Genomic DNA, 19963 nt, shown 5'->3' with positions numbered 1-19963 from the left:
CTCACGAATGTGAAATTCGCTTCGCACCGGTACTCGTCCTTCTTAGAATTCAAAAATTTCTATCACGCTGAAAAGAAGACAGAGGGTTAAAATAATATTCATCTTAGCCCTTTATCAACCATCTAACGCCTCCTTTTGAAAAAGGAGGTTTTTCATGTTGAGAAGAGGAAAAAACGGGTAAACTCTTGGTAACAAAGACCACCCCTTGTTGTCGAAAGATATATGTGTTTTTCTCGCGCAAATTTGATTGTATCAAGGTTTGTTCTCTAGTAGAATATGGGGTGCTTTATTTGATTTTTAGTGCAGGGGGTTCGAATCGTGCTTCAACAACTTTTATCCAATGCGTTCACCATGGTTTTGATTATTTTAGTGATTAACATTGTTTATGTCTCTTTTTCCACTATGCGTTTAATTTTAACAATGAAAGGCAGAAGGTATGCAGCCGCTTTTGCTGGTACTGTCGAGATGCTGATTTATGTCATTGGTTTGAGTATCGTATTAGATAACTTAGATCAAGTACAAAATGTCATTGCGTATGCGCTAGGTTATGGGATTGGAATCATTGTCGGGATGAAAATTGAAGAGAAGCTGGCACTTGGCTACATTACTGTGAACGTGATTACAAAAGAAATCGATCTAGATCTCCCAAAACAATTGAGAGAAAAAGGATATGGCGTCACCAACTGGGTAGTAGGAGGTCTTGAAGGAGACCGGTCAGCGATGCAAATTTTAACACCGAGAAAATATGAACTGCAATTATATGAAACGATTAAAACGCTTGATTCAAAGGCGTTTATCATTTCGTATGAGCCCAAAACGATTCATGGCGGCTTCTGGGTGAAGGCTGTGAAGAAAAGGAGAATTAAAGAATGACCGCAAAACCAAAGAAAAAGAAATTCTACGTGGAAGACAACATGACGATTGATCAAGTGTTGTCCCAGATGGCGGAGGAAGGCTACTCACCTGTCCGACGAATGGAGGAGCCCATCTTTCAGGAAAAGAAGGAAAATGGGTCGATTCAGATCATTCCGATTGGGAAAAAAATCGTATTTGAGGGAAAAATACTCTAAATCCGAACATTAAAACGACGACCTCATAGATTGTTCGATAAATCCGTTGACATCATGAACATCCGTTGTTAAGATAAACATGAAATCAAAACACGAGCCTCATATAATCTTGGGAATATGGCCCATAAGTTTCTACCCAGTTACCGTAAATGACTGGACTATGCAGGATAGTGAACAAAACTGACATGGCGTTTTAAAAGCGAACAGCGCTTACCATGGCCCGGTTTGTGTTGCTTCCTAACAATGCAATACAAACCGGGCCTTTTTGTTCGGCGTTTGACAAGCTACTTAGGTTTGGGAAGCGTGTCAAACGATACAAAATCGAATAATAGCTTAAAGGTGGGGACAAAATGAAGCCGCTTGTAGGTGTCATCATGGGAAGTACATCTGATTGGGAAACAATGAAACATGCGTGCGATATCTTAGAGGAATTAAACATTCCGTATGTAAAACAGGTTGTATCCGCACATCGGACACCTGATTTGATGTTTGAATATGCGACTGAAGCAAGAGGTAAAGGACTCAAGGTCATTATTGCCGGTGCTGGAGGCGCAGCACATTTACCGGGGATGGTCGCAGCAAAAACGACACTGCCGGTCATTGGTGTGCCCGTACAATCAAAAGCATTAAACGGGCTGGATTCCTTATTATCCATCGTTCAAATGCCAGGCGGTGTACCTGTTGCCACAGTGGCAATTGGCAAAGCCGGTGCAACAAATGCAGGGCTTCTAGCTGCACAAATGATTTCAGCATTCGATGAAGCCGTTGCAGCACGCCTTGAAGAAAGAAGAGAGCAAACAAAACAAACTGTATTAGAAAGCAGTGATCAGCTTGGCTAAGCAGACCATTTTTCCAAACGCAACCATTGGTATCATCGGCGGCGGACAGCTTGGCAGATACATGGCCGTCAGTGCAAAGCAAATGGGCTACCGGGCAGCAGTCCTTGACCCTGTCACACTTTCTCCTTGTGGACAGGTTGCTGATACAGAAATCACAGCCGCATACAGTGACCTTGAAGCGATCAGGCAGCTGGCGGACATCAGCGATGTGGTCACATATGAATTTGAAAATATTGATTATGATGCACTCAATCAGCTGAAGGAAGAGGCGTATTTACCGCAAGGAAGCGAACTCCTTCTTTTAACCCAAAACCGTGAAACGGAGAAAAAAGGGATTGTAGATGCAGGCTGTGAAGTCGCCCCTTATCGCATCGTTCATGATGAGAAGGAGCTGAAAGATGCAGTAAGTGCGCTTGGTTTACCAGCTGTGCTGAAAACATGCAGAGGCGGTTACGACGGTAAAGGACAGTACGTCATCAAAGAGAAGGATCAGCTTCATGAAGCGGCTGCACTTCTCACGCATGGAACGTGCATTTTAGAAAGCTGGGTTCCTTTCCAAATGGAACTGTCCGTAATTGTGACGCGGTCTGTTCATGGGGAAATTGCGACATTCCCAGTCGCTGAGAACATTCATAAGCACAATATTTTATTCCAAAGCATCGTGCCTGCACGGGTAGATGGCAGCATTCAGGAGAAAGCAAAAGAGCTGGCAACAACGCTTGCTGAAAAGCTAGGGCTGGTCGGTACGCTTGCTGTTGAACTGTTCCTGACAAACGAAGGGAAGCTGCTCGTCAATGAACTGGCACCGCGCCCGCATAACTCTGGACATTACACATTGGATTTATGTGAGACGAGTCAGTTTGAACAGCACATTCGCGCCATATGCGGTTTGCCGCTTGGCGGAACAGCTCTTTTATCAGAGGGTATGATGGTGAACTTGCTGGGCGATGAAGTGGACATCCCAAAAGAACATCCTGAGCTTTTAAAGGAAGCGAAACTTTATCTATATGGCAAACATGAAGTAAAAGCCGGCCGCAAAATGGGGCATATGACATTTATGAAACAGCTCGATGATGAATGGATGGCAAACATCACAAAGATATGGACTGAAAGAGATGGAGGAAACGGGAAATGATCGAACGTTACGCACGACCAGAAATGTCAGCAATCTGGACAGAGGAAAACAAATTTAATGCATGGCTTGAAGTAGAAATTCTCGCTTGTGAAGCTTGGGCAGAACTTGGCATCATTCCGAAAGAAGACGTTGTGACAATGCGCAAGAATGCAAGCTTTGATATTGGACGTATTTTGGAGATTGAACAAGACACGCGCCACGACGTGGTTGCCTTTACGCGTGCTGTATCTGAATCTCTAGGAGAAGAAAGAAAGTGGGTTCATTACGGGTTAACATCTACAGACGTAGTGGATACGGCGCTTTCATATCTATTAAAACAGGCGAACGATATTTTGCTCAAGGACATTGAGAGATTTGTTGACATACTAAAAGAAAAAGCAAAAGAGCACAAATATACAGTCATGATGGGCCGTACGCACGGTGTACACGCTGAACCGACAACATTTGGCTTGAAGCTTGCTCTTTGGTACGAGGAAATGAAGCGTAACTTAGAACGTTTTAAACAAGCAAAAGCTGGCATCGAATACGGCAAAATCTCTGGTGCTGTTGGCACATATGCGAACATCGACCCGTTTGTTGAGCAATATGTATGTGAGAAACTTGGCATCAAAGCTGCACCAATTTCAACCCAAACCTTGCAGCGTGACCGTCATGCAGATTACATGGCTACTCTTGCACTCGTCGCAACAAGCATTGAGAAATTTGCTGTTGAAATCCGTGGTCTTCAAAAGAGTGAAACACGTGAAGTAGAAGAGTTCTTTGCAAAAGGACAAAAAGGATCATCCGCGATGCCTCATAAACGAAACCCGATCGGTTCTGAAAATATGACGGGGATTGCCCGTGTCATCCGTGGTTATATGCTAACTGCTTATGAAAATGTACCGCTTTGGCATGAGCGTGATATTTCTCATTCATCTGCTGAACGCATCATTTTACCAGATGCAACGATTGCACTGAACTATATGCTGAACCGTTTCTCCAACATTGTGAAAAACTTGACGGTGTTCCCTGAGAATATGAAACGCAACATGGACCGCACACTTGGCTTGATCTACTCTCAGCGTGTTCTTCTTGCACTCATTGATACAGGCATGGCACGTGAAGAAGCATATGACACGGTTCAGCCAAAGGCGATGGAAGCTTGGGAGAAACAAGTACCATTCCGTTCATTAGTAGAAGCAGAAGAGAAAATCACTTCACGCTTAACACCTGAACAAATCGCTGACTGCTTCGATTACAACTATCACTTGAAAAATGTCGATATGATTTTCGAACGTCTAGGTCTTGCGTAAGAAATGGGCCGCCTGCTAGTCAGGCGCCTAATCCTGAAAATTGCCAACATTCAAATTAGGAGGCCAATCTGAATGACTGTGAAACAAGAACTTCTCTACGAAGGCAAAGCGAAAAGAATCTATCAGACCGATGACGAGCATATTTTATATGTCGAATATAAAGATTCAGCTACAGCATTTAACGGTGAAAAGAAAGCGGAAATTGAAGGCAAAGGCAGACTGAATAACGAAATTTCTAGCTTGATTTTTCAAATGCTACATGAGAAAGGGATCAACAATCACTTTGTGAAACGCCTATCTGAAACAGAACAGCTCATTCAAAAGGTAGACATCGTACCGCTTGAAGTCGTTGTGCGAAACGTGGTGGCAGGCAGTATGTCAAAGCGTCTTGGGATTCCAGAGGGAACGAAACTGGACACACCTTTGATCGAGTTTTACTACAAAGATGATGCACTCGGCGATCCACTCATTACAGAAGATCATATTCGCATTTTACATGCAGCGACACCTGAGCAGGTCGAGGAAATGAAACAAATCACAAGACAAGTGAATGAAGAATTAAAGCAAATCTTCTCAGATTGCCATGTGAATTTAATTGATTTCAAGCTTGAATTCGGAATAGATCACGAGAATCGTATTTTGCTAGCTGATGAGATTTCACCTGATACGTGCAGGCTTTGGGACAAAGACACAAATGAAAAGCTTGATAAAGACGTGTTCAGACGAAACCTGGGCGGCTTAACAAATGCATACGAAGAAATTTTCAAAAGACTTGGAGGCCATAAACATGTATAAAGTGAAAATTTTTGTCAGCTTAAAAGAGAGCGTTCTTGATCCACAAGGAAGTGCCGTGCAGCACGCTTTGCACAGCATGTCTTATCAGGAAGTAAAGGATGTCCGTATCGGGAAATATATGGAGCTAGTCATTGAGAAATCAGAACGTGACTTAGATACAGTGGTCAAAGAAATGTGTGAAAAATTGCTTGCCAATACGGTGATTGAAGATTACCGCTATGAGGTGGAGGAGGTTGTCGCACAGTGAAGTTTGCAGTGATCGTCTTGCCTGGCTCTAACTGTGATATCGATATGTACCATGCGATTCAAGATGAGTTAGGTGAACAAGTTGAATATGTATGGCACGACGAAACGAGTCTTGATGGTTTTGACGGTGTACTCGTACCAGGCGGTTTCTCTTATGGGGATTACTTAAGATGCGGTGCGATTGCTCGTTTTTCTAACATCATGCCGGCTGTGAAAAAAGCAGCTGCGGAAGGAAAACCTGTTCTTGGTGTTTGTAACGGGTTCCAAATTCTTCAGGAGCTTGGCATTTTGCCAGGTGCAATGAGACGGAATAAAGATCTAAAATTTATCTGTCGTCCAGTTGAACTCATTGTAGAGAACAACGAAACGCAATTTACAAGCGGCTATCAAAAAGGTGATTCGATTACGATTCCTGTAGCACACGGTGAAGGTAACTTCTACTGTGACGAAGACACGTTAGCGAAGCTGATTGAACGAGGCCAAATCGCTTTCACTTACGGTGACGATATTAACGGCAGTGTCAATCGAATTGCAGGTGTAACGAATGAACAGGGCAATGTACTCGGCATGATGCCGCACCCTGAGCGCGCGGTTGACTCATTACTAGGCAGCGCAGACGGACTTAAATTGTTTCAATCTATCGTGAAAAATTGGAGGGACACTCATGTCACTACTGCTTGAACCAAGTCACAAGCAAATTAAAGAAGAGAAATTGTATCAGCAAATGGGATTGAGTGATGAAGAATTCGCTTTAATCGAATCCATTATTGGCAGGCTGCCAAACTACACAGAAACGGGTATCTTTTCTGTCATGTGGTCAGAGCATTGCAGTTATAAAAACTCAAAGCCTGTTTTAAGCAAATTCCCGACAAAAGGAGAGCATGTTCTTCAAGGTCCTGGGGAAGGCGCTGGAATCGTTGATATTGGAGACAACCAAGCGGTTGTATTTAAAATCGAATCACATAACCATCCATCTGCAATTGAACCGTATCAAGGAGCGGCAACAGGTGTCGGCGGAATCATCCGTGATGTATTCTCCATGGGTGCTCGTCCAATTGCGGTATTAAACTCTCTTCGTTTTGGTGAACTGACTTCACCGCGCGTGAAGTACTTGTTTGAAGAAGTAGTGGCAGGGATTGCAGGCTATGGAAACTGTATCGGTATTCCAACAGTCGGCGGAGAAGTTCATTTTGATCAAAGCTATGAAGGCAACCCGCTCGTTAACGCGATGTGTGTAGGGTTAATCAACCATGAAGACATCAAGAAAGGGCAGGCAAAAGGTGTTGGCAATACGGTCATGTACGTTGGTGCTAAAACGGGACGTGACGGGATTCACGGTGCAACATTTGCGTCTGAAGAATTTTCTGATGAATCAGAAGAAAAACGTTCAGCGGTTCAAGTCGGCGATCCGTTCATGGAAAAGCTTTTGCTTGAAGCATGCCTTGAAGTCATCAAAAATGATGCGCTTGTGGGTATTCAAGATATGGGAGCGGCTGGCTTAACTAGCTCAAGTGCAGAAATGGCAAGTAAAGCCGGTTCAGGTATCGAAATGAACCTAGACCTGATCCCTCAGCGTGAAACAGGCATGTCAGCGTATGAAATGATGCTGTCTGAATCCCAAGAGAGAATGCTGTTGGTCATTGAAAAAGGCCGTGAGCAAGAAATCATTGATATTTTTGAAAAATACGATCTTGAAGCAGTCTCAGTCGGTCATGTGACAGACGATAAAATGCTTCGTTTACTCCATCAAGGAGAAGTAGTGTGTGAGCTTCCAGTTGATGCACTTGCAGAAGAAGCACCGGTTTATCACAAGCCGTCAAGTGAGCCTGCATACTATCGCGAGTTTTTAGAAACAAAAGTCGAAGCTCCAGCGATCACAGATGCAGCAGATACGTTGAAACAGCTGTTAAAACAGCCAACGATTGCGAGTAAAGAATGGGTTTACGATCAATACGACTATATGGTTCGTACAAACACTGTCGTTGCACCTGGCTCTGATGCGGGTGTGCTCAGAATCCGTGGGACGAAAAAAGCTCTTGCGATGACAACAGATTGTAACGCACGTTATCTCTACCTTGATCCAGAGGTTGGCGGGAAGATCGCCGTCGCAGAAGCTGCACGTAACATTGTCTGCTCAGGCGCTCGTCCGCTTGCAGTAACAGATAACTTGAACTTCGGTAACCCGGAGAAACCAGAAATCTTCTGGCAGATTGAAAAGTCTGCTGACGGCATTAGCGAAGCTTGCCGTACATTAAGCACACCGGTCATCGGCGGTAACGTCTCTTTATATAACGAGTCAAATGGTACAGCCATTTACCCAACGCCAGTTATTGGCATGGTTGGTTTGATTGAAGATACAGCTCATATTACGACTCAATCGTTCCAACAGGCAGGCGATGTGATTTTCGTCATTGGTGAAACGAAGGAAGAATTCGCAGGCAGTGAGCTTCAAAAAATGACAGAAGGCCGTATCTACGGAAAAGCACCAGAAATTGATTTGGATGTAGAACTGGCGCGTCAAGAAGCCCTATTAGCAGCAATTCAAAACGGACTTGTTCAGTCAGCACATGATGTGTCTGAAGGCGGTCTTGGTGTAGCACTAGCTGAAAGTACATTTGGAACAGATGGTCTTGGCGCTGATATCCAGATCGATCTAAACAGCGCAGCATCACTATTCAGTGAATCACAGTCACGTTTTGTCGTCACAGTGAAACCAGAAAATCGCGAAGCGTTTGCTGCGGCTGTGCAAGATGCAAAAGAAGTCGGAACGGTCACAAATGATGGTGTATTCACTGTCAAAAATCAAGAAGGACAACAATGGATTCATGCGGCAGTCAACGAGCTTGAACGCGCATGGAAAGGAGCGATCCCATGCTTGCTGAAATCAGAGGCTTAAACGAAGAATGTGGCGTCTTTGGGGTTTGGGGACACGAAGAAGCCCCGCAAATCACATATTACGGATTGCATAGCCTTCAGCACCGAGGACAAGAAGGTGCGGGAATTATTGCAACAGACGGTGAAAACTTGACGTCACACAAAGGCCTTGGACTGATTACGGAAGTGTTCCAAAATGGTGAGCTTAAGGATTTAAAGGGAAAAGGTGCGATCGGACACGTTCGGTATGCGACAGCAGGCGGAGGCGGCTTTGAGAATGTGCAGCCCCTCTTCTTCCGCTCGCAAAACAATGGCAGTCTTGCCCTTGCTCATAATGGAAACTTGGTCAATGCAACGCAATTAAAACAGCAGCTAGAGAACCAAGGAAGTATTTTTCAAACGTCTTCTGATACCGAAGTGCTCGCTCACTTAATTAAGCGTAGCGGATATATGGATTTGAAGGATCAAATCAAAAATGCTCTGTCTATGTTAAAAGGAGCTTATGCTTTCCTAATCATGACGGAAACAGAAATGATCGTAGCGCTTGATCCGAACGGATTACGTCCACTTTCACTTGGTATGCTTGGGGATGCTTATGTTGTCGCTTCTGAAACATGTGCCTTTGATGTCGTTGGTGCTACCTATTTACGAGATGTAGAGCCTGGCGAAATGCTGATCATTAATGATGAAGGCTTAAAATCTGAGCGCTTCTCGATGAACATTAACCGCAGCATGTGCAGCATGGAATACATTTATTTCTCAAGACCGGACAGCAATATCAATGGCATCAACGTGCATAGTGCGAGAAAGAATCTTGGTAAGAAGCTTGCAGAAGAAGCACATGTCGAAGCAGATGTCGTGACAGGTGTGCCAGACTCCAGTATTTCTGCAGCGATTGGCTATGCCGAAGCAACAGGTATTCCATATGAGCTAGGTTTAATTAAAAACCGTTATGTTGGCCGGACATTTATTCAGCCGTCTCAAGCATTGCGTGAGCAGGGCGTGCGCATGAAGCTGTCTGCTGTGCGCGGGGTGGTCGAAGGCAAACGTGTCGTCATGGTGGATGATTCCATCGTACGCGGAACCACAAGCCGCCGGATTGTGACGATGCTAAGAGAAGCGGGAGCGACGGAAGTGCATGTACGCATTAGTTCACCGCCAATCGCTCATCCGTGTTTTTATGGAATTGATACGTCTACACACGAAGAGCTGATTGCATCATCTCATTCAGTGGAAGAAATTAGACAGGAAATCGGTGCAGACACCATTGCATTTTTATCTGTAGACGGTTTAATGGACGGGATTGGCAGAAAGTATGATGATCCGCAGCGCGGTCAGTGTTTAGCATGCTTTACTGGAAAATACCCGACCGAAATTTATGAAGATACTGTCCTTCCTCATGTGAAGGAAACAGTCCTGACGAAATAATCGAATAATGGAGCAGCAGTCAACGTGATTTGATATGCTGCTCTTTCATTCTGCCGAAAATACATGAAAGACAAGCAGATAAAAGGAGTGAATGGGATGTCAGAAGCATATAAAAACGCCGGTGTCGACATCGAAGCAGGATACGAAGCCGTTAAACGAATGAAAACACACGTAGAACGTACAAAAAGAGCAGGTGTCATGGGGGCTCTAGGCGGATTTGGCGGTATGTTTGATTTATCTGAACTGCCATACAAAAAGCCCGTTCTTGTCTCAGGAACAGATGGTGTTGGTACGAAATTAAAGCTGGCATTTTTAATGGATCAACACGATACGATCGGTGTAGATGCTGTTGCTATGTGTGTGAACGATGTACTTGCACAAGGGGCAGAGCCGCTCTTTTTCTTAGATTACTTAGCAGTTGGAAAAGCAGATCCTTTGAAAATTGAATCCATCGTCAAAGGTGTAGCTGACGGATGCGAGCAGTCTGGTTCAGCGCTTGTCGGCGGAGAGACAGCAGAAATGCCGGGTCTTTACACAGAAGAAGAATATGATATTGCTGGATTTTCTGTAGGTGTCGTTGAAAAGGATGAAATCGTCACAGGAGAGAACATCAAGGAAGGTCATTTGCTGATTGGACTCAGCTCTAGCGGAATTCATAGCAATGGCTATTCTCTTGTACGAAAAGTATTGCTGGAAGACGCAGGTCTAGACCTTCACCAAACGTATGAACCTTTTACAAGACCGCTTGGAGAAGAGCTGCTGGAACCGACGAAGATTTATGTCAAGCCTGTTCTTAAACAAGTGAAAGCTGGCAAGGTTGACGGTATGGCACATGTGACAGGCGGTGGCTTTATTGAGAACTTACCACGTATGCTGCCTGAAGGACTTGGTGTTGAGATTGATAACGGCTCATGGCCGGTCCCGCCTATTTTCTCCTTTATTCAAGAAAAAGGGCAATTGAAAGCAGAAGAGATGTTCAATGTATTTAATATGGGCATCGGCTTTGTCCTAGCCGTCAAAGAGGATGATCTCGTCGATGTGATCAGCGGACTTGAACAAGACGGAGAGAAAGCCTTTCTTATCGGACGAGTTCAAAAAGGAGAAGGCGTCACTTTCGGTGGTGGAAGCCTCTCATGAAAAAGTTTGCGATCTTCGCCTCTGGAAGCGGGACAAATTTTCAAGCCATTATTGATACGTTAAAAGAAGAACAGTGGCCGGCAAAAGCCGCCATTGTGATCTGTGATAAACCGGGTGCGAAGGTGCTGGAGCGGGCAGAGAAAGAGGGCATTCCGTCCTTTTCTTTTACGCCGAAGGCTTTCCCGAGTAAAGCCGCTTTTGAGCAAACCATCATTGAACAGCTGAAGCTGCATGAAGTGGAATGGATTTTCCTCGCTGGGTATATGCGACTGATCGGTCCGACATTGCTTGATGCATTTAGAGGGAAAATCGTGAATATCCACCCTTCTTTACTGCCAGCATTTCCTGGACTCGATGCGATTGGACAAGCCTATCAAGCAGGAGTCAAAGTGGCTGGCATCACGGTTCATTATGTCGACGAAGGCATGGATACCGGCCCGATTATTGATCAAGCAGCCATTCATATTGAACAAGGGGAAGACCTTGAATCCATTGAAAAAAGAATGCATGAATTAGAACATACACTATATCCAAAAGTGATCAAATCACTTTTAGAATTATCTTAATGAGGTGACAAAGGCATGACGATCAAACGCGCATTAATCAGTGTTTCCGATAAAACAAATCTTGTACCTTTTGTGAAAGAACTAACAGAACTTGGCGTTGAAGTGATTTCAACTGGTGGTACACACAAACTTCTTCAAGAGAACGGCATTGATGTCATTGGTATTTCTGAAGTGACTGGCTTCCCAGAAATCATGGACGGACGTCTCAAAACGCTTCATCCGAACATTCACGGTGGACTGTTAGCAGTGAGAGAAAACGATGAGCATATGGCACAGATCGAAAAGCACGGCATTCAGCCGATTGATCTTGTCGTTGTGAATCTATATCCATTCAAAGAGACCATTTCCAAAGACGATGTCACGTATGAAGAAGCGATTGAAAACATTGATATTGGCGGACCGGGTATGCTTCGTGCTGCTTCTAAAAACCATCAGGACGTCACGGTGATTGTGGACCCGCGTGATTATGATTCTGTCGTTCAACAAATCAAAGAAGGCGGCGTCTCACTAGAGAAAAAACGTGAGCTTGCAGCAAAAGTATTCCGTCATACAGCTGCTTACGATGCCCTGATTGCGGATTACTTAACGAACTTTGTTGGCGAAACAGAGCCAGAACAGTTCACAGTCACATTTGAGAAAAAGCAATCTCTTCGTTATGGAGAAAACCCGCACCAAGCGGCGACGTTTTATGAAAATGCGCTTCCAAGCAAAGGCTCTTTAGCTACTGCAACGCAATTACATGGAAAAGAACTTTCCTACAACAACATCAAAGATGCAGATGCAGCTCTTCAAATTGTACGTGAATTTACGGAGCCAGCGGCTGTGGCTGTAAAGCATATGAACCCATGTGGTGTTGGGACAGGAGAAACGATTGCAGAAGCATTTGATCGTGCATTTAAAGCAGATGAAACATCTATATTCGGCGGCATTGTGGCGCTTAATCGTGAAGTAGACAAGCAAACGGCTGAGGTGCTCCATACGATTTTCTTAGAAATCGTCATCGCTCCATCGTTTAGCCAAGAAGCACTTGACGTGTTAACAGCGAAAAAGAACCTTCGTCTACTAACATTAGATGTAGAAGCAGATCTTGGGAAAAAAGAAAAGCAGCTCACAAGTGTTCATGGTGGATTGCTCGTTCAGGATATCGACACATACGGCTTAGAGGAAGCAACGATCTCTATTCCAACTAAAAGAGAACCGACTGAAGACGAATGGAAAGACTTAAAGCTCGCTTGGAAAGTCGTCAAGCATGTGAAATCAAATGCCATCGTTCTAGCGAAGGATCAAATGACAGCAGGTATTGGTGCTGGTCAAATGAACCGTGTTGGCTCGGCTAACATTGCGATTGAGCAAGCAGGTGAAAAAGCGAAAGGAAGCGCACTAGGATCTGATGCGTTCTTCCCAATGGGCGATACAGTGGAAGCTGCTGCAAAGGCAGGCGTCACAGCGATCATCCAGCCAGGTGGTTCCATTCGTGATGAAGAATCAATCCAAAAAGCAGATGAATACGGCATCGCCATGGTCTTCACTGGCGTTAGACATTTCAAACATTAAGGGGATGACAGTGTGAACGTATTAATTATCGGCAGAGGCGGAAGAGAGCATACCATCGCATGGAAAGTGAATCAAAGTGAACTTGTCAGCCAAGTATTTGTCGCACCCGGCAATGATGGAATGACAGATGCTGCGAAGCTTGTCCCAATCGACGAGGGCGATCATGAGGCGTTAATTCGTTTTGCAAAAGACAATAACATCGGTTTAACAATTGTCGGTCCAGAGGTTCCTTTAATTGCAGGTGTCGTCGATGCATTTGAAGAAGCAGGTCTAAAGGTATTTGGACCGAATGCAAAAGCCGCAGTCATTGAAGGCTCAAAAGAATTTGCAAAAGACTTAATGAAAAATTATGATATCCCGACAGCCGCTTACGCCACTTTTACATCGTTTGAAGAAGCGAAGGCATATGTGGAAGAAAAGGGTGCCCCAATTGTCATTAAAGCAGATGGGCTTGCCGCAGGAAAAGGCGTGACAGTTGCAATGACGATTGAAGAGGCAATCAACTGCCTACATGACTTTTTAGAGGATGAAAAGTTTGGCAATGCGAGTGCATCGGTTGTCATTGAAGAATTTTTAACGGGTGAAGAGTTTTCTCTGATGGCCTTTGTCAATGGAGAAAAGGTGTATCCAATGGTGATCGCACAGGATCATAAACGGGCATTTGAAGATGACAAAGGACCAAACACCGGCGGGATGGGCGCTTATTCACCGGTTCCACAAATTTCTGATGAAGTCGTACAAAAAGCGGTGGAAGACGTCGTCAAACCAGCAGCTCGCGCGATGGTGCAGGAAGAGCGTTCGTTTACAGGCATTTTATATGCAGGCTTAATGCTGACACCAGAAGGCTCAAAAGTCATTGAGTTCAATGCACGCTTTGGCGACCCTGAAACGCAAGTAGTGCTCCCTCGCCTTGAATCAGATCTAGTCCAAGTCTTCCTAGACATTCTAGATGGAAAAGATGTGGACTTGCAGTGGAAAGACACAGCCGCTGTCAGTGTCGTTCTTGCATCAGAAGGATACCCGGAAGACTACGCAAAAGGCACGCCAATCGGTGTTTTGCAAACAACGGTCTCTGATGTCGTCACCTTCCACGCAGGAACAAAAAAGGAAAACGATCAATTCGTCACAAATGGCGGCCGTGTAGCAAATGTGACCGCATTTGACGACACATTTGAAGCGGCAAGATCAAGAGTGTATGAAGCGGTTGAAGAAATCATTCAGCCAGGTTTATTTTATCGCCGTGACATTGGCGCCCGTGCGCTGAAGGCTGCGGGGAAAAACGTTTAATCAAAACACCTTTCTATCTGACGAGATGGAAAGGTGTTTTTTTCTTCTTCTGTTCATAGGAGGGATGCGGGCAGATGATGAAGAAGTAGTATGAGATCACGAATAGATTTAGGGAGGCAACATGGAAATCAAAGCATTTATCATCTTTGCAAACGTCATGCTTGTTTTATATCTCATAACTATAAATAACATCATGGTGACTGCCATTAAGCAGAATAAATTGAAAAAAGGCTTTGCCATTAGTTATATGATCCTATCCATTTTTTCTGGCATTGCTATTTCTTCATTTTTAATTTGGAAATTTTTCATTAGCTAAGAGGGGAATGAGTGTATGGTGCAATTGAAGAAACTTGCAAACGAGCGTTTTTCTGCTTTGATCTGTATGGATCCATTCAATGAGCGAATTCGTTTGGATGACTATAGTGGCAGGGTGCAGGATGTGATTCAGTCCGTGCTTCAGGAAGCGTCGGACTGCAAGGCGTCTAAGGTCATTGTAAAAGTAAGGCGTGAGCATATGCCTCTTTTTTTAGCAAAAGGCTTTCGGCTTGAAGGCGTGTTTTCTCATTATTTCCTCGGAAGTGATGCGTACGGCATGTCGCTTTTTCTGACCGAAGATCGAATGAACAGCCCATTTTGGCTGAAGGAAGATGAAATCGTTGCTTCTATTCAAGAAAAGCCGATGAAAAAAGACCAAGGCGTGTGGCAAGATGAGTATGTGATGAGGAAAGCCGGTCCAGAGGATGTGCACAAGCTGGCAGCGCTCTATGATACGGTCTTTGAAACGTATCCCACGCCAATGAACGAGCCAGATTACATCCAAAAGGTAATGGAGGAAGGTACGGTTTTTTATGCCGTTGAACATGACGGTCAACTTGTAAGTGCCGCATCCGCTGAAATCAATGTGCCGTATGGTCATGCAGAATTAACAGATTGTGCAACCCTTCCCACATACAGAAAACTAGGATTCATGCATCATTTGATTCTAGCCCTCGAACAAGAGCTTCAATCCATGCACATTTATGTCTTTTATTCTCTTGCCCGTGCACTGTCCTATGGAATGAATCAAGTATTTTATCAGCTCGGGTATACATACACCGGACGCTTTCAAAACAACTGCTATATTTTTGACAAAATTGAAGATATGAATCTATGGGTCAAAACGCCAAATGAATCATGAGATGGTTCTCATCTGATCAAGCAGACCAGATAGGCGGTACGCCATGATACTCAGCTGCAGCTTCATCCGATCATCAGTGGATTTGAGGCTGCAGCCTGTTCTCGTTTCAATTTGTTTCAACCGGTAGCTTAACGTATGCCGGTGAATAAACAATTCCCCCGCTGACTTTTGAATATTTTCATTGTGTGCCAAATACACTTCGAGTGTATGAATGAGGTCAGCTCCTTGTTTTTTTGTATAAAGCAGCGGGCTTAACAGCTCCACGTAAAAGTCATGCAAATTCATTCCGGCTTCGTTCATTTCAAGCAGCATCCCATATAGACCGAGCTTCTGATAATGAATGATGCTGTCATCTGTTTTCAAAAGAGGAAGAAGCCTTGCTGCATACTGGGCTTCTTTTGCACTTTTAGCAAAGAGACTGATCTGGTCGTAGGCTCTTCCAATGCCAATCACAATGGGATGGACGGGGAAAAAATAAGACCAAGTACTGCGGCATTCTTCTGATGCGCGATACCAATTTGTTTCTTGATATGTGTTTTTTCCTGCGGGTGTCAGAACGAAAATGGAATCAAGCCTTGCCTTTAATAAAAAAGGAATTTGTCTGCGTTCAAAAATGGATGTGAGCAATTGGGATAGGCGCTGCACCATTTGATGATCGAGCTGTGTGTGCTGATGCTGAAATTGAAAGTAGATGACGACTTGTTCTTCGCTCATATCATATTGCAGCTTTCTTGCTTGTTCGATGACATAACTTTCTTCTGTGTATTGCTGTTGTAGCATATCATCCAATAAATGCCCCTGCATTTGGTTTTCTGTATCTTGAATGGCTTTTTGTTTCAACCATTCAATCGCATACACCGCACCGGCATGCTCAATGGCGATGGCATCGAGATGGTGCCACGTCTCTTTTTTCTTTAACGCCACAATGAACCCGAAAATATCCCCCATTGCAATCACAGGGCATGCCGCTAGAACAAACGCACCATATGTGTCATAGACGAGCCGGCCTTTTTCCTCTGCCTGCTTGAGCAGAGAAGAGGTTTCAATCGGTTCGTCATCTGTTAGAAAGCCAAAAGCAGGAGAATAGGTCACTTCGTCTGTTTCGAGATGAGCTGCTGTTTGGTGCAAAAACACATCCAGTACGACGATATTTGCCGCTGTGAGATGTGCCAGTTCATCTGTAATTTGCGTGACATTTTTATTGCTCACATTTAAATGGGTCAGTCTTTGATGAATCGCAGAAGAATATTTGAGCTGATGGAGCTGACTGCTGACGATTTGTTCTAGAACGGCTTTTGTGATGTCTGAAAAATTGACATGGGGCGGAATCTCGATGAGTGGAATACCGCTATTTTCGGCGGCTTCAATGAGTGATGCGGGAATTTCCGTTAAGTACACGCCTTTATAAATGGCAATGGCTGAAAGACGATGAGATTGAATTAATTTTTCAAGCCGGATGCGTCTTTCTTTATTTTCTGTCAGCCCAAATCCAGTTGTAACAAGTAATTCTCCTTCGGAAAGTCTAGACGTGTCCTCAATAATTTCCACAATGGTCACCCACTGGATAAGACGATCTAGTCCATTTTCTCCAGCAAGCAGTTTGGTTTCTTTCATCATATCGAGCGAGAGTGCATCTTTGACGAGAATCGCCATAGACTCATGACCTCCTTTTGAACACTCTTATACACCATGTATAAAAAACACGTGTGAAATTCGGGCATATGGCGAATGGAGGATGACTGCCCTCTTGATTAAGCTAATCTTATACCAAGTATACAAAATTTTCTTGCGATTCATGTAAAAAGAAAAGTGCAGCTGCTGACAAGAGAGGGAGGAATGACAAAGTGGAGACCCGGGATTACTTAATCAAACCAATGTTAAATCAGCAATATCCTGTGGCTGTGAGAGGAGAGGGGATTTATTTATATGATCGGGACGGAAAAAAATATATAGATGGCTCATCAGGGGCAGTCACGGCAAGTATTGGACATGGCATACAAGAGATTATTGATGCGATGACGGAGCAAGCGAAAAAGGTGAGCTTTACGTACAGGTCACAATTTACGAATGAACCAGCGGAAGAACTAGCGTATGAATTGAGTACACTTTGCCCAGGTGATCTGAACTGGTCTTTTTTTGTAGGGAGCGGTTCAGAGGCAACGGAGACTGCTATGAAAATGGCGATTCAGCATTGGCAGGAGCAGGGGAAGACGGAAAAAAATCATATCATCTCAAGATGGATGAGTTACCACGGCATTACATTAGGGGCGCTGTCAATGTCAGGTCATATTGCAAGGAGAGAGCGCTTTGAACCACTGCTTGAAAAGCACCCAGTGCTGTCACCGCCCTATAGCTACCGGTCATGGCTGCCAAAGGAAGACAGCAAGCAGGTCGAGTGGTATGTTCAGGAATTTAAGACCGTCATCCAGCGTATAGGAAAAGAGAGGATCGCCGCATTGATTGCTGAACCGATTGTTGGCGCAGCGGGAGCGGCGCTCCTGCCGCCAGACGGATATTTCGAAGCGATGAAGCGTGTCTGTGAAGAAAACGACATTTTAATGATCGCAGATGAAGTCATGACGGGCTTTGGACGAACTGGGAAAATGTTTGCGGTGGAACACTGGGGCACGGTACCAGATATCATGGTTCTCGGAAAGGGCATGAGCGCAGGTTATTCTCCAATCGCAGCAGTTGTCTCAACGGATCGTGTGATGGCACCGATTATCAGCGGCTCCGGCTCTGTCATGGCAGGGCACACATATAGTGCCAATCCGCTTTCAGCAGCCGTTTCATTAGCGGTCATTCGATATATGAAAAAACATCAGCTTCCCGACCGGGCTGACCTTTCTGGGCGATATCTGATGAATGCTTTAAAAGATCTGCAAGTAAATCATTCCATCATAGGAGATGTGAGAGGGAAGGGATTGCTTATTGGCATTGAGTTTGTCGCAGATCGTTTATCCAAAACGCCATTTCCTGCACATGCTCAGATAACCAATCTCGTCGTTGAAACAGCAAAACAAAATGGACTGCTGGTGTATCCAGCAAGCGCTGGAGAGGATGGGGTCGGAGGCGCAGCGGTTATGATCGCACCGCCGCTTTCCATCACACAGCAGGAAATGGATGAACTGATTGATAAATTCGGCCAGACCATCACACAAGTCGAACAAGAAGTGATCAATCGAGGATTTTTCCCATCTGCTATGTAAGGAGGAACGAACATGAACAAAACTGTGGGTTTGGATGAAGTGATGACGCGATTAAAAGATGGCATGACCATCATGTTTGGCGGATTTGGCGGCGTGGGTTCACCACCATCGTTGATTGATGCCATTTTGGAAGCAAATATTCAAGATCTGACATTGATCGGAAATGATGCAGGTTTCCCGCAAATTGGTGTGGGCCGGCTCATTACAGAAGGAAGAGTGAAAAAAATCATCGCCTCTCATATCGGCTCAAATCCCATTGCCGGACAGAAAATGCAGGCTGGTACATTAGACGTTCATTTTTATCCGCAGGGCATTCTTGCAGAAAAAATCAGAGCAGGCGGAATGGGGCTGGCGGGCATTGTGACAGATGTTGGGATGGATAGCCTGAATCTCGATGAGAAACAATTGGTTCAATTGAATGGTAAGAATTATATGTTAGAGCCTGCGCTCACAGCGGATATTGCCATCGTCAATGCCTACAAAGCAGATGAAGTGGGAAACTTGATTTTTGATAAAAGCGCACGGAATACAAACCCGATTGTGGCGATGGCAGGAGACTGGACCATAGCGGAGGCAGAAGAAATTGTGGCAGCGGGGCAGCTCGATCCAGAAGAAATCGTGACGCCAGGCGTATTTGTGAATCAAATCGTGCAATCAAAAGGAGTGAACTGGACATGGGCATGGGAGACATCGATTTAAGACACCGCATTGCCAAAAGAGCAGCTCAAGAAATTGAAGATGGCATGATTGTGAATCTTGGGATCGGTATTCCGACCCTAGCAGCAGATTACATTCCATCACATTACGAGGTGTGGCTGCATGCAGAAAACGGCATTATGGGGGCAGGAGCCTCGCCTTTGCAAGGGGAAGAAGATCCGAATTTGTGCAATGCCGGTGGTTTTCCCATTACGTTGACAAAGGGCGGCTCGTACATGGACAGTACGACTGCTTTTGGCATCATTCGAAAAGGCATGCTGGATATGACGATTTTGGGTGCACTTGAAGTAAGCAGCCAAGGGGATCTTGCCAATTGGATTGTACCGGGGAAAAGAGTACCGGGTATGGGCGGAGCGATTGAGCTGGCACAAAAAGCGAAAAAAGTGGTAGTGGTGATGAGCCATCTGGATAAACACGGTCGATCTAAAGTGAAAACGGCTTGTTCATTGCCATTAACCGCTAAAGCGTGTGTCGATTTGATTATTACGGATATGGCGGTCATTGAGGTCAAGTCTCAGCTGCTCATTTTACGTGAAGTCATGCCGCCATTTCAGCCGGAAGATGTCATAAGGGCGACTGAAGCGCCATTAATTTTAGCGCCTGATGTCAAATCTGTTGTGTAGAAAGGATGAACGAC

The 19963-nt window shown here is 44.7% G+C and carries 20 protein-coding genes and 1 riboswitch; of the genes, 19 read left to right on the top strand and 1 reads right to left on the bottom strand.

Going from position 1 to position 19963, the window contains the following annotated elements; all coding sequences use genetic code 11:
- Positions 1–318 precede the first annotated feature (318 nt).
- The 16 genes from MHI20_RS17005 (at position 319) to ablB (ending at position 15400) form a co-directional block, all read left to right on the top strand.
- Positions 319–873, top strand: a complete 555-nt coding sequence (locus MHI20_RS17005; RefSeq protein WP_008344300.1) for a DUF2179 domain-containing protein — start codon at positions 319–321, stop codon at positions 871–873.
- On the top strand, positions 870–1070 hold the full coding sequence (locus MHI20_RS17000; RefSeq protein WP_008344299.1) for an NETI motif-containing protein: 201 nt from the start codon (positions 870–872) through the stop codon (positions 1068–1070). The genes MHI20_RS17005 and MHI20_RS17000 overlap by 4 nt, the downstream gene beginning before the upstream one ends.
- Before the next feature lie 79 nt (positions 1071–1149).
- Positions 1150–1251: riboswitch (purine riboswitch) on the top strand.
- Positions 1252–1420: 169 nt separating this feature from the next.
- A complete protein-coding gene (gene purE, locus MHI20_RS16995; protein WP_286068285.1) occupies positions 1421–1909 on the top strand; it encodes a 5-(carboxyamino)imidazole ribonucleotide mutase in 489 nt (162 codons plus the stop codon).
- The gene (gene purK, locus MHI20_RS16990; RefSeq protein ID WP_041506669.1) at positions 1902–3044 is read left to right on the top strand and encodes a 5-(carboxyamino)imidazole ribonucleotide synthase; all 1143 of its coding nucleotides are present in this window, start codon (positions 1902–1904) and stop codon (positions 3042–3044) included. Before purE ends, purK begins: the two co-directional genes overlap by 8 nt.
- A complete protein-coding gene (purB, locus tag MHI20_RS16985; RefSeq protein WP_008344295.1) occupies positions 3041–4336 on the top strand; it encodes an adenylosuccinate lyase in 1296 nt (431 codons plus the stop codon). The genes purK and purB overlap by 4 nt, the downstream gene beginning before the upstream one ends.
- Before the next feature lie 72 nt (positions 4337–4408).
- The gene (gene purC / locus MHI20_RS16980) at positions 4409–5131 is read left to right on the top strand and encodes a phosphoribosylaminoimidazolesuccinocarboxamide synthase (protein WP_007496901.1); all 723 of its coding nucleotides are present in this window, start codon (positions 4409–4411) and stop codon (positions 5129–5131) included.
- Positions 5124–5378 carry a phosphoribosylformylglycinamidine synthase subunit PurS gene (gene purS / locus MHI20_RS16975; RefSeq protein WP_008344293.1) on the top strand — a complete coding sequence of 85 codons (255 nt, stop codon included), beginning with the start codon at positions 5124–5126 and terminating at the stop codon, positions 5376–5378. The genes purC and purS overlap by 8 nt, the downstream gene beginning before the upstream one ends.
- Positions 5375–6058: a phosphoribosylformylglycinamidine synthase subunit PurQ gene (gene purQ, locus MHI20_RS16970; RefSeq protein ID WP_340940042.1), complete on the top strand. Its 684-nt coding sequence runs from the start codon at positions 5375–5377 to the stop codon at positions 6056–6058. The genes purS and purQ overlap by 4 nt, the downstream gene beginning before the upstream one ends.
- Entirely contained in the window at positions 6042–8273 is a 2232-nt protein-coding gene (purL, locus tag MHI20_RS16965; protein WP_008344291.1) for a phosphoribosylformylglycinamidine synthase subunit PurL, read from the top strand. Before purQ ends, purL begins: the two co-directional genes overlap by 17 nt.
- On the top strand, positions 8249–9679 hold the full coding sequence (purF, locus tag MHI20_RS16960) for an amidophosphoribosyltransferase (RefSeq protein WP_017359819.1): 1431 nt from the start codon (positions 8249–8251) through the stop codon (positions 9677–9679). The genes purL and purF overlap by 25 nt, the downstream gene beginning before the upstream one ends.
- Before the next feature lie 96 nt (positions 9680–9775).
- A complete protein-coding gene (gene purM, locus MHI20_RS16955; protein ID WP_017366751.1) occupies positions 9776–10816 on the top strand; it encodes a phosphoribosylformylglycinamidine cyclo-ligase in 1041 nt (346 codons plus the stop codon).
- Entirely contained in the window at positions 10813–11382 is a 570-nt protein-coding gene (gene purN / locus MHI20_RS16950; protein ID WP_008344288.1) for a phosphoribosylglycinamide formyltransferase, read from the top strand. Before purM ends, purN begins: the two co-directional genes overlap by 4 nt.
- Before the next feature lie 15 nt (positions 11383–11397).
- Complete coding sequence (gene purH, locus MHI20_RS16945) at positions 11398–12936, top strand: bifunctional phosphoribosylaminoimidazolecarboxamide formyltransferase/IMP cyclohydrolase (RefSeq protein ID WP_008344287.1); 1539 nt, start codon at positions 11398–11400, stop codon at positions 12934–12936.
- A 12-nt stretch (positions 12937–12948) separates the two neighbouring features.
- Positions 12949–14223 carry a phosphoribosylamine--glycine ligase gene (gene purD / locus MHI20_RS16940; RefSeq protein ID WP_340940037.1) on the top strand — a complete coding sequence of 425 codons (1275 nt, stop codon included), beginning with the start codon at positions 12949–12951 and terminating at the stop codon, positions 14221–14223.
- 121 nt (positions 14224–14344) lie between these two features.
- The gene (locus MHI20_RS16935; RefSeq protein WP_008344285.1) at positions 14345–14539 is read left to right on the top strand and encodes a hypothetical protein; all 195 of its coding nucleotides are present in this window, start codon (positions 14345–14347) and stop codon (positions 14537–14539) included.
- A gap of 15 nt (positions 14540–14554) precedes the next feature.
- Positions 14555–15400 carry a putative beta-lysine N-acetyltransferase gene (ablB, locus tag MHI20_RS16930; RefSeq protein WP_340940033.1) on the top strand — a complete coding sequence of 282 codons (846 nt, stop codon included), beginning with the start codon at positions 14555–14557 and terminating at the stop codon, positions 15398–15400.
- Here the strand turns inward: ablB and MHI20_RS16925 are convergent.
- Entirely contained in the window at positions 15395–17053 is a 1659-nt protein-coding gene (locus tag MHI20_RS16925) for a PucR family transcriptional regulator (RefSeq protein ID WP_046526923.1), read from the bottom strand. The genes ablB and MHI20_RS16925 overlap by 6 nt on opposite strands.
- Before the next feature lie 191 nt (positions 17054–17244).
- Between MHI20_RS16925 and MHI20_RS16920 the strand changes: the two genes are divergently transcribed.
- From MHI20_RS16920 to MHI20_RS16910, 3 genes are read left to right on the top strand one after another with little or no spacing between them, the layout of a single operon-like run.
- Entirely contained in the window at positions 17245–18609 is a 1365-nt protein-coding gene (locus MHI20_RS16920) for an aspartate aminotransferase family protein (protein WP_340940030.1), read from the top strand.
- Positions 18610–18621: 12 nt separating this feature from the next.
- Complete coding sequence (locus MHI20_RS16915) at positions 18622–19308, top strand: CoA transferase subunit A (protein WP_039168513.1); 687 nt, start codon at positions 18622–18624, stop codon at positions 19306–19308.
- Complete coding sequence (locus MHI20_RS16910; protein ID WP_017359811.1) at positions 19284–19949, top strand: 3-oxoacid CoA-transferase subunit B; 666 nt, start codon at positions 19284–19286, stop codon at positions 19947–19949. Before MHI20_RS16915 ends, MHI20_RS16910 begins: the two co-directional genes overlap by 25 nt.
- Positions 19950–19963 lie beyond the last annotated feature (14 nt).

It is taken from the genome of Bacillus sp. FSL K6-1106 (genome assembly GCF_038005245.1).
Taxonomy (GTDB): domain Bacteria; phylum Bacillota; class Bacilli; order Bacillales; family Bacillaceae; genus Bacillus; species Bacillus altitudinis.
The sequence above is the reverse complement of the archived record's forward strand: the minus strand, read 5'-3'. Positions and strand labels throughout refer to the sequence as shown.